Here is a 15528-nt window from a genome sequence, read left to right as displayed (position 1 = left end):
ATCATGAGCACCAATGACAACAACGCACAGCAAGTTCCACCGGCCGGTTACTATCCGCCATACGGCTACCCGTGGTATCCGTACCCGCCAATGCCGCAGGGAATGGCATGGCCGCAGAACGGGCAGATGCCTCCTCAGCCACAGATGCCACCACAGCCGCAAATGCAGATGCCACCGCAAATGGCGATGGGGTTCCCGCCTATGGGCTTCCCACCAGCACCTCAGGGGGCGGTACCGCCGCAGTTTGCTCACCCGCATCACCATCATCATCACCACGCTGCCGCGCAGCAGGGCGTGGACTGGAGCCAGTACGCTCAGCACGTGGTTGATGGCGCGATGGGCGACCAGGCTGGCCTGCTGAAAAATATCATCAGCACCGTCGGCATGGACGACAAAGAGTTCTGGAAAGGCGCAATGGTTGGCGCGGCGGTGACGCTGCTGCTGACCAACGATTCCGTGCGCGGCATGCTGATGCAAACGTTGGCGGGTGCGGGCGACATGCTCAAAGCAGGTTCCAGCAAAGTGAAAGATGGCGTGAAGAATAGCTCTGAGGCCATCAAAGATACGGCAACCTCCAGCGCGGCTATCTTTCGCGACACCGTGAAAGCCGGCAAAGAAGGCTTCCAGGAGTCCGTAGAGCGCCATCGCCAGCCGAGTGCCGTCTCCTTTGATGATGAGGGCGTAGCGGATGAACAACAACCGTGACAGACAAAACCGCGTAGGCCGCGCCGCTATTGCCGGCGCGCTGGTTGGGGGAAGCGCTGCCTGCGCGCGTGAATGGCAGCGCTACCAGCAAAATGAACAAACGCTGAATGAGGCGGCCTGTACGGTGATGAAGGCGACGGCGAAGGCCAGTCTTATCAGCGGAACGGTGATGGCGATAGCGGATGCGAATAAAACTCGCCCGCTGCAGTCTGTGCTGACCCTTATCGGGGTGGGCGCCGCTTCTCTTTATCTTATGGATGCGATAGCTAAGCGAGGAAATGATGAATCAGCCTGAATACCTGTACAACCCGTGGACCGGCGTGTGGGAACGTAACCCCGCAGCAATGCCGGTGCAGGCGCCTGCGGCAACCAATAGCCGTACCCACCTGTTAACCGGGCTGGTGGCCGGTGCGGCAATCACCTACCTTCTGACCAACCGAAACGTACAGCAGGGGATCACCAATACGGCGAGTAAAGCCTGGGGTACCGTGCGCGGCGAAATGGAAGAGATGAAAGAGCGTATTGCCGATCTGCAGGCAGAACTGGACTACTACCGTAGCCAGAATAAGGATGAGATCGAGTGAGTGCGGTAGGCGAACGGGTTACCGTCGTTCACCAGATCCCCGGACGTGTACGTCTGCGCATTGCGGCGCTCGGTGACTACCCGGATGCAGCCGGATGGCTGAAACAGCAGCTCCTGACGTTGCCCGGCGTTAGCGGTGTGCGTATTCGTCCTTCGGCGCGCAGCGCGGTGATCCAGTGGGATCGCGCCCGGACTTCACTTGCTGCGATTATGGCGGCGGTGGACGCGCTGAACTGGCAAACGGCGGAAGACAGCGAATTCGAAACCGAATACTGCGGTGGCGATAACCTCCTTAACCTCGCCGGGTTGGCGCTAACGCAGGTGCTGCCGTCTCGCTGGGCTCGTCTGCCGGCGGCGCTGCTGACCGCACCAACTATCCTGGAAGGGGCGCATACCCTCAGCCAGGGGCAGTTGAAGGTGGAAGTGCTGGACGCGCTGGCGCTGAGCCTGTCGATGCTGCGCGGCGATAACCGTACCGCGATGTTGACGCAGTCGCTGCTGACGCTCGGTGAGTATATGGAGCAGGAGACCAGCCGTCACTCTGACGCGCTGCTGGCCGATCTGATGCAGCCGCGCGAGCACCCGGTGTGGGTTGAGCGCGATGGCGAAAGCGTGGAGATCAACAGCAGCGAACTGGTGGCAGGCGACGTGATGCTGCTCGGTCCGGGGGATAATATCCCTGCCGACGGTACGGTGCTGCGCGGTGTTGCTCAGGTTAACCAGGCGTCTATGACTGGGGAAAGCGTGCCAGTGCGTCGCGAGCCGGGTTCCTGGGTCTATGCGGGAACGCAAATTCAGGACGGCAACGTGGCGATCACCGCCGAGCAGGTGGGTGAGTCTTCCTCGACGGCGCATATTCGCCGCTTTATCCGTGACTCGTTGACCCAGCGTAGTGAAACCCAGCAGGTTACTCAGGCCATGGCTGACCGTCGTGTCGGTATCACGCTTGGGGTGGGCGCGGCGGTGTTTGCCATGACCCGCAGCTGGGAGCGTCTGGCTTCGGTATTCCTCGTCGACTACTCCTGCGCGCTGAAGCTCAGTACGCCAATCGCCTTTAAATCGATTATGTATCGGGCAGCGCAGAACGGTTTGTTGCTGAAAGGCGGGCGAGCGATTGAGAAGCTGGCTGAGGTTGATACGGTGGTATTTGATAAAACCGGCACCCTGACCCACGACGAGATGCAGGTGACGGACGTCATCAGCTTCAACGATCAACTGGTGCAGGCTAAACGCCTGCTGGCGATCGCCGCCTCGGTGGAAGAGCACAGCAATCACCCGTTGGCGCACGCGGTTGTGGCGGCGGCAGAACACCATGAACTGCCGCATATTGCGCACGGCGAAGTGGAGTATGTCATTGCTCACGGTCTGCTTTGCGCACTGGAAGATCATCAACTGGTGATCGGCAGTCGTCACTTCCTGGATTGTCACTACGACATCGATTTCACGCCGTATGAAGCGGAAATCGATGAACTGGCGGCTCAGGGGCGGCATCTGCTGTTTATTGGCTTTGATAATCAGTTGGTGGGAATGATCGGCCTACAGGATCATCTGCGCGATGAAGCCTCAGAGGTGATCGAACAGCTTAAAGCCTCCGGCATTCGTCAGGTAGTCCTGTTGACCGGCGATCGCGCTGAGAAGGCCTGCCAGCTGGCGGAGCGCGTAGGCATCGATCGCTACGTGGCCGAAGCCACGCCAGAAAGCAAGGTTGATGTGGTGAAAGCGCTGCAGGAAGCGGGGCATAAAGTGATGTTCGTTGGTGATGGTATCAACGATGCGCCGGTGCTGACGCAGGCAGACGTGGGCCTCGCCATGAACCAGAGCACCGAGCTGGCGCAGCAGGCGGCGGATGCCGTGCTGTTACAGGATAACCTTTACGGTGTGGTTACCGCGCGCCAACTCTCGCTGGAGGCGATGAAGCTGGTGAACAGCAACATCAAGCTGACCGAGTGGGTGAACAGCGCCATTATGCTGGCGGCGGCGCTAGGTTGGCTGACGCCGGGGGCGAGTGCCATGCTGCATAATGGCACGACGCTGGGCGTGTTGCTGCGATCGCTGGCGGCGAAGAAGGGGCGTGGGGAGTAGGTTTTCCCTCACCCTAACCCTCTCCCAGCGGGAGAGGGTACCGCTCGGAGTGGGCTGTTCGCTCGTTTTTCTCCCTCGCCCCTTCGGGGAGAGGGGCGGAGTGAGGGGAATCATCCGCACCGAGCCAAAACAAAAAGCCCCCGATGTCACCATCAGGGGCTTTTTCTATCTCATTATCACGCTTACTTGTAAGCAGACTGGTGCACGCCTACCGCACGACCAGACGGATCGTCCATGGTTTTGAACGCTTCATCCCACTCAATCGCTTTCGCAGAGGAGCACGCAACGGACGGGCCGCCAGGGACACATTCCGCAGCGCTTGGCACTGGGAACAGCTCTTCAAAGATTTCGCGGTACAGATAGCCTTCTTTAGACGTTGGCGTGTTGTACGGGAAACGGAAGTGCGCGGTTTCCAGTTGCTGATCGGTCACCTGTTTTGCCGCGACTTCTTTCAGTGTATCAATCCAGCTATAGCCTACGCCGTCGGAGAACTGCTCTTTCTGGCGCCATGCAACGCTTGCTGGCAGGTAAGATTCGAAGCATTCACGCAGCACGTGCTTTTCCATCTTGCCGTTGCCGCACATTTTGTCCTGCGGGTTGATGCGCATCGCCACGTCGAGGAATTTCTTATCCAGGAACGGTACGCGTGCTTCCACGCCCCAGGCGGACATCGCTTTGTTAGCACGGGCGCAGTCATACATATGCAGCGCCTGCAGTTTACGTACGGTCTCTTCGTGAAGTTCTTTGGCGTTTGGCGCTTTATGGAAGTACAGGTAGCCGCCAAATACTTCATCAGAACCTTCGCCGGACAGCACCATCTTGATGCCCATCGCTTTGATTTTACGCGACATCAGATACATCGGCGTAGAGGCGCGAATGGTGGTCACATCGTAGGTTTCGATGTGATAAATCACGTCGCGAATCGCATCCAGACCTTCCTGCACGGTGAAGTGAATTTCATGGTGCACGGTGCCAAGGTGGTTTGCCACTTCCTGCGCGGCTTTCAGGTCAGGAGACCCTTCCAGGCCGACGGCGAAGGAGTGCAGTTGCGGCCACCAGGCTTCTGAACGTTCCTGATCCTCAACGCGGCGAGCGGCGAATTTTTTGGTGATCGCGGAGATAACCGAAGAGTCCAGGCCGCCGGAGAGCAGCACGCCGTAAGGCACGTCTGACATCAGGTGGCTTTTCACTGACTCTTCCAGCGCCTGACGCAGTTCGTTTTTGTCGGTCACGTTATCTTTAACCGCATCGTAGTCGAACCAATCGCGCTGATAATACTGACGGATTTCACCGTCTTTGCTCCACAGATAGCTCCCGGCTGGGAACTCCTGGATGGTGCGGCAAACCGGGGTCAGCGCTTTCATTTCAGAAGCAACGTAGAAGTTGCCGAATTCGTCGTGGCCCATATACAGCGGAATGATACCGATATGGTCGCGGCCAATCAGGTAGGCGTCTTTTTCGCTGTCGTACAGCGCGAAGGCGAACATGCCCTGCAGGTCGTCGAGGAATTCAGGGCCTTTCTCCTGATACAGCGCGAGGATAACTTCGCAGTCAGAACCGGTCTGGAACTGGTAGCGGTCACCGTATTCAGCGCGCAGCGCCTGATGGTTGTAGATTTCACCGTTGACGGCCAGAGCGTGCGTTTTCTTTTCGTTATACAGCGGCTGGGCACCGGCGTTGACGTCAACAATCGACAAGCGTTCATGCGCGAGAATCGCTTTATCGCTCGCGTAAATCCCGGACCAGTCCGGGCCACGGTGGCGCATCAGGCGGGAGAGCTCAAGCGCCTTTTTACGCAGCTCGACCGCATCAGTTTTAATATCCAGTACACCGAAAATAGAACACATAGACTTCTCCGTTAACCCTGTTGTGCTGTGAAATGTTGCGGCGCTGTGCTGTCGCAGCGTCTTTGCATGACTAAAAAAATGCCGCAAAGGGCGAGCGGGCGCAAGGCTTTTTCAGCCCCTGGAAGAAATAATGCAATAGGAGTTAATGAATACTAAAAAATACGTATGTGTATTCTTCTATTATTGATGGATCGTCATTTTTAAGCGTTATTTTTTGATGGTTCTATTTTGTAAGTGGCCGGGTGATGTTGCATTTTCGCAGATCGCCCGGCGAAGTTAGCGGTCAGGCAATACCAAACGGCCAGATGTCCTGTACCGTTTTGTAGAGTATTTGCTGGTGGTCCTGCGGCGATAGCCACGTCAGATGGTCGCGGTACAGCGCCACCGCCTCGGCATAGCTCAGTTTATCCAAACAGATAGGCCAGTCGGTTCCCCACATCAACCGCTGCGGGCCAAAGGCATCGAACACCTGTTTCACCTGCTGCGCGGCGTCTGGATACGGATACGCCTGCTGAGAGAGCGACCACATGTGTGAAATTTTCACGTAAACGTGCGGATAACGCGCAAGCGCTAACAGCTTGTGCAGCTCTTCCGGCTGATGAAGCGGCGAGTCGGCCATATGATCGATAACGACGGTAAGATCGGGATTCTGCTCGATCCACGGGATCAGATCCGGCATGCGGCTGGGTGGGGCCAGAATGGTCATCGGAACCTTAAGGTCGGCCGCCTGACGCCACAATGGCTTCATTAGCGGCCCGCGAATCCAGTCGCCATCGCCTTTCCCCGAGGGACTCAAACGCACCCCGCGAAAGCCGTCTTCGTGCGTTAGACGTGCCAGATGATCCGGCGCTGTCGGGTCTTCCGGGTTAACGCGGCAGATGCCCTGAAATTTATCCGGATACTGACGCAGAACGTCGGCCAGATAGCGATTATCCCAACGGTAGTGAATAACCTGCACGATCACCGTGCGGGCAACGCCATTCGCAGCCATCAGCGAGAGCAGCATTTCGGCGGTGAAATCCTGCGGTGGTGCTTTGCGGTCCTTAGCGTAAGGATAGCGCGGGTCGGTTTTCCAGACGTGCACGTGGGAGTCAATCATGAGCGGTGAGGGCAGGGCGGCAAACGCCGGGCGTAACGCGCAGGCAAGCGGCAGTGCGGCGCTGGCGGCAAGGAATTGACGACGGCTAAGCATGTTTTTCTCCATTGCATCGGCCGTTGGCAGCCCGAGGGTGTCAGAGGCGGTTGTTATAAAGGGTGAACGGGCGAATGCGTGAACTGACGAGATACTATAAAACGCGAGGCGGTAGGGCGACTCGGGCTAATGCCCAGGAAAGGTTGAGCGATATTGGTAGGGCGAACAAGGTTGTGTGATCTCATTCTCCAGAATGCGTACCGTATTGATTTCGTAAATGGGGATTGTGATGCAGTGCTTCCGGCGGCCAGCATCCCCGCCGGAAGTTCGTTTCTGTTTTTAGAAATGGTAATACACGCCGACACGCACGCGGTTTTCGTCATCGCCATTGCTGGCTTTGTCGAGGTAGGCGACATCAATGTACGGTGTGAAATGGTCGTCAATTTTGTAGCTCAGGGCGACCGTATGCTCGTAGTTTTCCGTTGAACCGTTGCCGTAGCGATAGTCCTCATCGCGTTTATGGTAGGTAAAGTTGTACTCCATCCAGATGCGGTCGGTGACGTTCAGATCGGCCCAGATGTTCACTTCCTGGTTGGAATCCTCCGTGTAGTTACCGTTATAGTCATAGCTCTGGTAGTTGTTCTGGTTATAGCGGTAGCCGGCAATCAACATAAAGTTATCGGTGACCTGCACACCGAGCTTCACATAGGGGTCAAAGGCGCTGCCGTTAGCCCCCCAGTTAAAGACAAAACCCGGCCAGAAGAAGAGTCGCGAGGCGAGTGGAATTTTGTAGTTGCTTTCAATCTCGTTGTAACGGTTATTAAATTCGTCAAAATGCTTACCCTGCCCGGAGGTATTCTGGATGCTGAAATAGAGGTCGTTATCCAGCTTCATGCCGTATTCCATTTTGGTCTGAAACTGTTCGCTGCCTGACATATAGGCTTCACGGAAATTAACCCAGGAGTCGGTAATTGTCATTGCCGGGACGGAGGTGCTGACGAGGGCTAACCCCACGGCGGTTGATAACCAGGAGATTTTATTCATTTGATTTATCCATTATTAATTTGAATTATATTTCCGATACGGCTTAATTCGGGTAAGAAGCATTATCGTTATTTTTCAGGCCACAGTTTTTCGTGTGGAATACCGGTTAATGTGTGGAGCACGGATTTTGTTTCAGGATCCGTCTCGGTTAATGAGCCTCCATTTTTCAGTCGGGCAATTTCGTTTTTGACAAGCTGATGGTTTTCTTTCGAGAGCTTAAAGCGAAAGGCAATGAGCGTGCTGAACAGCAGCAGCATGACGTTGCCGAAGAAGAACAGGCTGGTAATGCCGTGGATGGTGGTGACCGATTGAGTGGTACTGGCGGCATCGAAATGCACAAACTGCAGCACTACCCCAATTAGCATACCGGCGAGCGCTGAGGTGCTTTTACGGGCGAGTGTCATCACGCCAGCAAAGACCCCTTCACGACGCTGGCGGGTTACCAGTTCATCGACATCGGGAATAAACGGATAAATATTCCAGATGATATAGACGTAGCCGCCCTTAAAGAATTGATAGACCAGCGAGGTGGCGTACATGATGGGCAGCATCAGCAGCGGCTTCCAGAAATAGAAACCGGCAAAGACGAAGAAGCACAGCATACTGATGGTCAGGCAGATCCTCAGGCACCAGGTCTGGCCGTAGCGGATCACCATCCACGCCATCAGCGCGTTGCTCCACCCGGTCAGGAAGATACCCACCGCCAGCAGGTTTGAGGCCATAACGGCGGTGCTGTTAAGAGAGTAGATAATGAAATAGATAAAGACGGTGTAGAACAGGTCGAGTGAGGTAAACGACAGTACGTACATCGTCAGATGCTGACGGAAGCAGCGAACACGCAGCGTTGAGGCCATATCGGTGAAGATATGCTTTATATTGAACCCGCGCGGTTTGGGGCCTTCCTCCGTAACGTCCTGCTTACGCTCCCAGGTGGTAGACCAGGTTACCAGCAGCGCAAACATAAAGATGATGGAGAAGATTACGCCGTTGATGAAAAAGACTTTACTGTCGGAGGTGCCGAAATGAGCAAACAGGCGGCCTGGAAGAAAGGTGGCAAGCCAGGTGCTAAAGCCGCCATAAAACAGACGCATCGCGGAAAGAATGCTGCGTTGCTTATAGTCGTCGGTCATCTCTGAGGCCAGTGTTTCCCAGGGGATAATCACCAGCGCCGCGATGATCTCGACGGAAATATAAACCACCAGATAGTAGAGGTAGGGCATGCCGGGGATCCACAGCAACGAATAGATGTAGACCAGTACCGCCCCTAGTAGTAAAAAAAGGCGGCGGCGGCCAAACTTGCGGCCAAGTCGGGTGTTGCCAATATTATCGGTCAGGTACCCTACGCAGGGGCTAACAAAGGTATCAATAATTTTGGCAACAAAAAGAATTGATCCTGCTTCAATCGGCGTTAGCCCCGAGAAATTGGTAAAAAAATACATTAACCAGGCAGCAATAATAGCGAAGGCTCCGCTGGAAAATAGATCGGTCATGCCATAACCGATATAAGTTTTGAGTTTAATAGGTATAGGGGTGCTCATAGGGTATCTCCAGGAATACACCATATCAGTGAAGTAATTGATGGGCTGACGTCTGTATAAACGTCAGCTTTGTTTTTTATTTATCAGGGGTAAATGTTTCTGTTACGAGAGTCTTTAATTCCAGATTTACGGTAAAAATAGGTATTAACCTGATCGCGCCATTCTTGAGCGTTATTCAGCTGTTTATTGAGGCGTGTTTTAACCTCGTTGAAAATACATTCTGGAATTTGGCTGTCCGCAGAAAGCGCATCCCACTGTTGGATAAAGTCCTGCACCTGATTAACTCCGTTAAAGTGGCTATCGTAGATATGCTGGATAACGGTTTTACCGGAAGGCAACACGTGGCGATATTTCAGGTGATGGAAGAACAGTAGCAGTTCCTGTGGGCAGCGGTTAGGGTTGTTGTACATCTGGCAGTTGATCGGGTGATATTGTTTAACGTAGCCCGTGCCGCTGGCCTGACTGCGGTCAACGCCCAGACCAAAGCGGTTGGCGTAATGGTAGGTTCCCCAGCTGTCATATTCGTAACCGTCGATTGACGGGCCATAGTGATGATGAGGCTGCACCATCCAGCCTACGCCGAGCGGGGCGGTGTAATTTTCATATACCTGCCAGCTGCTAAGCAGCATCTGGGCAACCGTTTCAATGGTTTTTGGCTCGCTGGAGAGCGTCAGCCTACACCACTCTTCGGCAAGTTCGCGCTCATCAATGTCCGGCTCCCACAGCAGGCGTCCATAGCCGTAGAGGTTCGCCTGCGCTAGCGGGTGCCCGGTCCACAAGGGGTGGTCGCCAACGTTCACTACGGCGGTGATTCCGCTGTGGCGCATCCGCTGCTGCTGACAGCGCCCGGCGAGAATATCGCTAATGAGCGCATCGTGTCGGCCGGGCTGAGTGTCGAAGTTCAGGATGGTTTTCCACTGTGGTACCAGCCAGCAGAGGTCGACTTGTTGACCGGTGTACTCCTGAGTTATCTGCAATTCCATGACTTTGTTGGTATCAGGCATGGCGCCGAGCAGCGGCGATACAGGCTCCCGGACCTGGAAATCCATCGGGCCGTTTTTAATCTGCAGGATCACATTGTCATCGAACTGCCCGTCCAGCGGCGAAAAATGGTCCCAGGCGGCTTTTGCCCGATCGGTGCTACGGTCGTACCATTTCTGCTGGCAGTTGTAGACGAAGCAGCGCCAGTACAGTAATCCACCGTGTTTATTGAGGGTACGAGCAAGCATATTGGCCCCGTCGGCGTGCGTGCGCTGATAGGTAAAAGGGCCTGGGCGGTGCTCTGAATCGGCTTTGACCACATAGCCGCCGAAATCGGGAATGTGCTGATAAATGCGCTCTGCCCGCAGCTCCCACCAGGTGATAACATCCGGGTCGAAGGGGTCTGCTGTGGTGAGGTCGCCAGTTTCTATCGGTGCAGCGAAGTTGACGCTCAGGAAAAGCTGAATGGCGTATTGGCGAAAAATGGCCGCAATGCGTGCGACTTCGGCAAGATGTTCATCACCAATCAGCGCCGTTTCGTGGTGATGGACGTTAACGTTATTGATAGTGAGCGCGTTAATGCCCACGCTGGCAAGCAGGCGTGCGTATTGATGCAGACGCGAGGCATCATAGGCGATTTTATTATCTGCAAAGAACAGCGAGCGCCCGGCATATCCACGCTCGATTGAGCCATCCATATTATCCCAGTGGTTAATCATGCGGATGGAAAAGGTCGGTTTTCGTTTTTTCGCGGTAATAAAATATTCAGGATGGTGCCTATTCCGTAAAAGATGGAACCAGGCGTAGAGAAATCCCCGCCAATCGCAGGCGGTAATAGTTATGGAGTGACTATCCTGCGTAATAAAATATTCTCCGGGCACGGCATCGTTATTGGTTTCAGCCAGTAGCGTAAATCGCAGTGTGGCATTCTCTGCTGATGTTAATGCGACTGGGGAATTCGCTAATTGTTTGATCTCCGCAAGTAATGTTTCGCGTAAAACGTTATCATCTTGTGGAATATGGACTGCATGTAAATAGCGTATGAGCCACGTCTCATCGAGGCTGGAAGGCAGCCAACAATCTGCAACATGACCAGTGGTGTTCGCGCTAAGGTTGGCATTCATTAATGACCCCTATTATTACCATACAAGTATTTAATTGAGGGTAATTAGCCGCAGAAAAGAAATCTATTATAAAAATCGACTGCGGGTTTACGAGAATTCCTTTTTACTCAGTGGATCACATTTTTAATCGTTGCTGGATGAATGTGTTGCGGACGATGGTATATAAGTCGCGCGGGTGCGGTGAGGAAAGCGGGGGATTTACGAATAGTTACGAATTTATTGATTTGATGGGTGAATGAATGTAACGATTGGCGACGCTCATTCACCCTCTGCGGATTGGCATTTAGATAATATCAATTTCCGCCACGGACGGATAAATCCACGACGGCCGGAACGGCATATTATCGATGTCATCAACGGTGGAGACGCCGGAAAGAACCAGGATCGTCTCCAGCCCCGCCTGGAAGCCTGCCAGAATATCGGTGCGCAGGTTATCGCCGACGATCACCGTCTGCTCTGAGTGCGCCTGCATTTTGTTCAGTGCGGCACGGATGATCCACGGGCTTGGCTTGCCCACGACAAACGGTTTGCGGCCAGAGATTTTTTCAATGCCGGCGCACAGTGCGCCACAGGCTGGATAATAGCCGCGGCCGTGCGTGTCCGGGTTGGTCGCGATGAAGCGAGCGCCATTAGCTACGAAAAATGCCGCTTTGTGCATCATTTCCCAGTTAAAGGAGCGTGTTTCACCCACGATAACGAAGTCAGGGTTGACGTCGGTGATGGTGAATCCGGCTTTATAGAGTTCGTGGATCAATGCCCCTTCGCCAACAACATACGCTTTTTTTCCTTCCTGGCGACGCAGAAAATCGGCAGTTGCCATGGCGGAGGTATAAAACACGCTGTCAGGCACGTCGATGCCTGCGGTAGCGAAGCGGTTCGCCAAATCCTGACCCGTCTGTGAAGGGTAGTTGGTCAGACAGAGGAACGGCATACCTTTATCCAGTACGCGGGCGACGAATTCTGCCGCGCCCGGCACGGCAACGTTGTCGTGCATCAGCACGCCGTCAATATCACAGATTACATTCTGAATGGTCATGGACTACCTGGCGTTTGTTTTTAAAGAGGCGTAATTATACACGTTATCCCCGGCATTGCCTCTTAGGTCTAACCTTCCAACAAATGTTGCAGCAGGATACCGTTGAGCATCGCGCGCTTAACCAGCGCGAAAGCGCCGATCGCGGAACGGTGATCGAGGGTCGAGCGCACCACCGGCAGGTTCTTGCGGAAAGCCTTTAAAACCTGAGTGTTGATGCAGCCTTCAATAGCGGGTAGCAGCACACGGTCAGCCTCGATGATTTCACCGGCAATCACCACTTTCTGCGGGTTAAACAGGTTAATGGCGATAGCGATGGTTTTACCGAGATGACGGCCGACGTGCTCAATCACTTCGGTAGCCAGCGCATCGCCTTTATTGGCGGCTTTGCAGATGGTTTTGATGTGGCAATCATCAAGCGTAACGCGGCTATGGTAACCCTGCTCCAGCAGGTGGCGCACGCGCTGCTCGATGGCGGCATTGGCAGCGACGGTTTCCAGACAGCCAAAGTTACCGCAGTGGCAGCGTTCGCCGAGCGGGTCGACCTGAATATGACCAATTTCCCCGACGTTGCCGTTACGGCCGATAAAAATACGCCCGTTAGAGATGATTCCCGCGCCGGTGCCGCGGTGTACGCGCACCAGAATGGAGTCTTCACAATCCTGACTTGCACCAAAGTAGTGCTCCGCGAGCGCCAGGCTGCGGATATCGTGGCCGACGAAGCAGGTCACTTTGAAGCGTTTTTCCAGCGCTTCGACCAAACGCCAGTTTTCCACTGGGATGTGCGGCATGTAACGGATGACGCCGCTCTCCGGGTCAACCAGACCAGGCAGAATCACTGAAATGGCGATCAGTTCACGGATTTTACGCTGGCACGATTCAATAAAGGTGCCGATAGTGTTCAGCAGGGCGTGCTCCAGCGTCTCTTGCGTGCGTTCTGGCAGCGGATAATGCTCTTCAGCAACCGCTTTACTGCTCAGGTCGTACAGCGTGAGGGTGGTGTCGTGACGGCCCAGACGAACGCCGATGGCGTGGAAATGGCGGGTTTCGGTGACAATCGAGATAGCGCGGCGGCCCCCGGTGGAGGCCTGCTGATCGACTTCTTTGATCAATCCGCGCTCAATGAGCTGACGCGTGATTTTAGTCACGCTGGCGGGAGCAAGCTGGCTCTGCTCGGCAATCTGAATACGCGAGATTGGCCCATGCTGGTCAATCAGGCGGTATACGGCCGCGCTGTTAAGCTGTTTTACGAGGTCAACATTACCAATTTGAGCTTGTCCGCCTGGTGTCATACTTTCTCTTACTCAGTAACGACCTCGTTGCCATTAACGATGGTCTTGATGATTTTATAATCGTGCGTGAATGCGGTCAGGTTGGCGACCTTGCCAGGCGCGATGCTACCAAAATGTTTTTCAACGCCAATCGCGCGAGCAGGGTAGAGCGTTGCCATGCGCAGCACTTCGTCCAGCGCAATATTGGCATGCTCAACCAGGTTACGAACGCCTTCGATCATCGTCAGTGATGACCCGCTCAATGTGCCGTTTTCATCAACACAGAGTCCATTGCGGTAGTATATTGTTTTACCAGCAAAAATGAACTGATCAATATTGGCACCCGCCGGAGCGGTGGCATCGGTCACCAGACACAGCTTATCGCCTTTCAGGCGTTTGGCGTTACGGATATTGATGTAATCCACGTGCAGGCCATCAGCAATAATGCCGCAGTAGATTTCGTTCGCATCCAGGATAGCGCCGGTCAAACCAGGTTCGCGGCCCGACATATAAGGCATGGCGTTAAACAGGTGCGTCGCAAAGGTGATACCCGCGCGGAAACCTACGCGTGCTTCTTGCGCCGTGGCGTTGGAGTGGCCCGCAGAAACCACGATGCCGGCATTCGCCAGCGCGGTGATAACTTCCGGTGCGACCATTTCTGGTGCCAGGGTCACTTTGGTGATGACGTCTGCGTTATCGCAGAGGAACTTCACCAGTTCAGCGTCGGGTTTACGCACGAAGCTTGGGTTGTGAGTGCCTTTTTTCACCAGATTCAGCCACGGCCCTTCAAGGTGCAGACCCAGCGCCTGGTTAGGATGCTTCGCCAGGTATTCACGCATCACGCGTACGCCCTGTTTCATCAGGTCGTCGCTGGTGGTGATAAGCGTTGGCAGATAGTTGGTGCAGCCCGATTTCTCGTTAGCTTTCTGCATGATTTCCAGCGTTTCAACGGTGACGGCTTCAGCGGTATCGTTAAACTGCACGCCGCCGCAGCCGTTGAGCTGAACGTCGATAAAACCAGGGGCGAGAATGGCGCCATTAACGGAACGTTGTTCGACGTTCGCTGGTACATCGGCCAGTGGGCAAATACGTTCAATAAGGCCATTGGCGATGATAATCGCATGGTCATCCAGAATTTCGTGGCCGGTATAAATTCGGCCATGGGTTAATGCATACATTACGACCCCCGGTGTTCTAAAATTTTGTCCCGCAGCAGGCCACGGGACGGTAAGACATTACAGACCTTTAATATTTTCAGCTTCTAATTCATTGAAATATTTCAGGGTCTTGACCTTCAACTCCATGGTAGAAGGTTCATCGCAGACGATCAGCGATTTTGGATGCAGTTGCAGACAGGTGATGGTCCACATGTGGTTGACGTTACCTTCAACCGCTTGCTGCAGCGCCAGCGCTTTTGTCGCGCCCTGCACCAGAATCATCACTTCTTCCGCATCCAGCAGCGTACCAACGCCAACGGTCAGCGCGTATTTTGGTACCAGCGCAACGTCGCCGTCAAAGAAACGGGAGTTAGCGACGCGGGTTTCATGCGTCAAGGTTTTGATACGGGTACGGGAAGACAGTGAAGAGGCCGGTTCGTTGAACGCGATGTGACCATCGTTGCCTACGCCACCCATAAACAGGTGAATTTTGCCGTAAGAGCGAATTTTTTCTTCATAACGGCGACATTCTGCGTCAACATCCGGCGCGTTGCCGTTCAGCAGGTTGATGTTTTCTTCTGGGATATCAATGTGGTCGAAGAAATTGCGGTGCATGAAGCTGTAGTAGCTTTCCGGATGCTCTTTTGGCAACCCAACATATTCGTCCATATTGAAGGTGACGACGTGCTTAAAGCTCACCTGGCCCGCTTTATGCATTTCAACTAAAACTTTATAGGTCGCCAGCGGAGTACCGCCGGTTGGCAGGCCGAGGACAAACGGACGGTCCGCGGTAGGTTTAAAGGCATTGATGCGGTTAACGATGTGGCGGGCAGCCCATTTGCCGACTTGTTCAGCGTTAACGAGAGGAATCAGTCTCATTCTTCACCTCAAAATGTAAAATATAAGAAGTTGGCGGATGGCATCTCCGTGCACTCTTTAAGCGTAACCTGTTTGCATCGTCAGGGAGCAATCCGTTTTGATTTTTTGAATGATAAAATAAGTTTTCATGGTTAGCCAGTGGAAGGGAGTGG

General features: G+C 54.2%; 13 protein-coding genes. 4 read left to right on the top strand and 9 right to left on the bottom strand.

What is annotated here, in order from left to right; all coding sequences use genetic code 11:
* The first annotated feature begins 3 nt into the window (after positions 1-3).
* From ACLGE8_RS07115 to ACLGE8_RS07100, 4 genes are read left to right on the top strand one after another with little or no spacing between them, the layout of a single operon-like run.
* Positions 4-705, top strand: a complete 702-nt coding sequence (locus ACLGE8_RS07115; RefSeq protein WP_410997484.1) for a hypothetical protein — start codon at positions 4-6, stop codon at positions 703-705.
* On the top strand, positions 689-1000 hold the full coding sequence (locus ACLGE8_RS07110) for a hypothetical protein (protein ID WP_410997482.1): 312 nt from the start codon (positions 689-691) through the stop codon (positions 998-1000). Before ACLGE8_RS07115 ends, ACLGE8_RS07110 begins: the two co-directional genes overlap by 17 nt.
* On the top strand, positions 984-1289 hold the full coding sequence (locus ACLGE8_RS07105) for a YtxH domain-containing protein (RefSeq protein ID WP_410997480.1): 306 nt from the start codon (positions 984-986) through the stop codon (positions 1287-1289). The genes ACLGE8_RS07110 and ACLGE8_RS07105 overlap by 17 nt, the downstream gene beginning before the upstream one ends.
* On the top strand, positions 1286-3370 hold the full coding sequence (locus ACLGE8_RS07100) for a heavy metal translocating P-type ATPase (RefSeq protein WP_410997478.1): 2085 nt from the start codon (positions 1286-1288) through the stop codon (positions 3368-3370). The genes ACLGE8_RS07105 and ACLGE8_RS07100 overlap by 4 nt, the downstream gene beginning before the upstream one ends.
* Positions 3371-3552: 182 nt before the next feature.
* Here the strand turns inward: ACLGE8_RS07100 and asnB are convergent, their stop codons facing one another.
* From asnB to nagB, 9 genes are all read right to left on the bottom strand, one after another.
* Positions 3553-5217, bottom strand: coding sequence for an asparagine synthase B (gene asnB, locus ACLGE8_RS07095; RefSeq protein ID WP_185669362.1), 1665 nt, complete (start codon positions 5215-5217; stop codon positions 3553-3555).
* A gap of 283 nt (positions 5218-5500) precedes the next feature.
* Positions 5501-6409 carry an amidohydrolase family protein gene (locus ACLGE8_RS07090; RefSeq protein WP_410997476.1) on the bottom strand — a complete coding sequence of 303 codons (909 nt, stop codon included), beginning with the start codon at positions 6407-6409 and terminating at the stop codon, positions 5501-5503.
* A gap of 279 nt (positions 6410-6688) precedes the next feature.
* Positions 6689-7393: an oligogalacturonate-specific porin KdgM family protein gene (locus ACLGE8_RS07085; protein ID WP_410997474.1), complete on the bottom strand. Its 705-nt coding sequence runs from the start codon at positions 7391-7393 to the stop codon at positions 6689-6691.
* Positions 7394-7461: 68 nt separating this feature from the next.
* Complete coding sequence (locus ACLGE8_RS07080) at positions 7462-8931, bottom strand: MFS transporter (RefSeq protein ID WP_410997471.1); 1470 nt, start codon at positions 8929-8931, stop codon at positions 7462-7464.
* 83 nt (positions 8932-9014) lie between these two features.
* Entirely contained in the window at positions 9015-11036 is a 2022-nt protein-coding gene (locus ACLGE8_RS07075; protein WP_410997468.1) for an alpha-glucuronidase, read from the bottom strand.
* Positions 11037-11319: 283 nt separating this feature from the next.
* On the bottom strand, positions 11320-12072 hold the full coding sequence (locus ACLGE8_RS07070) for an HAD-IIA family hydrolase (RefSeq protein ID WP_106924677.1): 753 nt from the start codon (positions 12070-12072) through the stop codon (positions 11320-11322).
* Positions 12073-12140: 68 nt separating this feature from the next.
* Positions 12141-13361, bottom strand: coding sequence for an N-acetylglucosamine repressor (locus ACLGE8_RS07065; protein WP_410997466.1), 1221 nt, complete (start codon positions 13359-13361; stop codon positions 12141-12143).
* A gap of 8 nt (positions 13362-13369) precedes the next feature.
* Positions 13370-14518 carry an N-acetylglucosamine-6-phosphate deacetylase gene (gene nagA / locus ACLGE8_RS07060; RefSeq protein ID WP_410997464.1) on the bottom strand — a complete coding sequence of 383 codons (1149 nt, stop codon included), beginning with the start codon at positions 14516-14518 and terminating at the stop codon, positions 13370-13372.
* Between the two features lie 57 nt (positions 14519-14575).
* The gene (gene nagB, locus ACLGE8_RS07055) at positions 14576-15376 is read right to left on the bottom strand and encodes a glucosamine-6-phosphate deaminase (protein ID WP_185669358.1); all 801 of its coding nucleotides are present in this window, start codon (positions 15374-15376) and stop codon (positions 14576-14578) included.
* Positions 15377-15528 lie beyond the last annotated feature (152 nt).

This window comes from Kluyvera sp. 142486 (assembly GCF_046569695.1).
GTDB lineage: Bacteria > Pseudomonadota > Gammaproteobacteria > Enterobacterales > Enterobacteriaceae > Kluyvera.
This window is presented reverse-complemented; position numbering and strand designations above follow the sequence as displayed.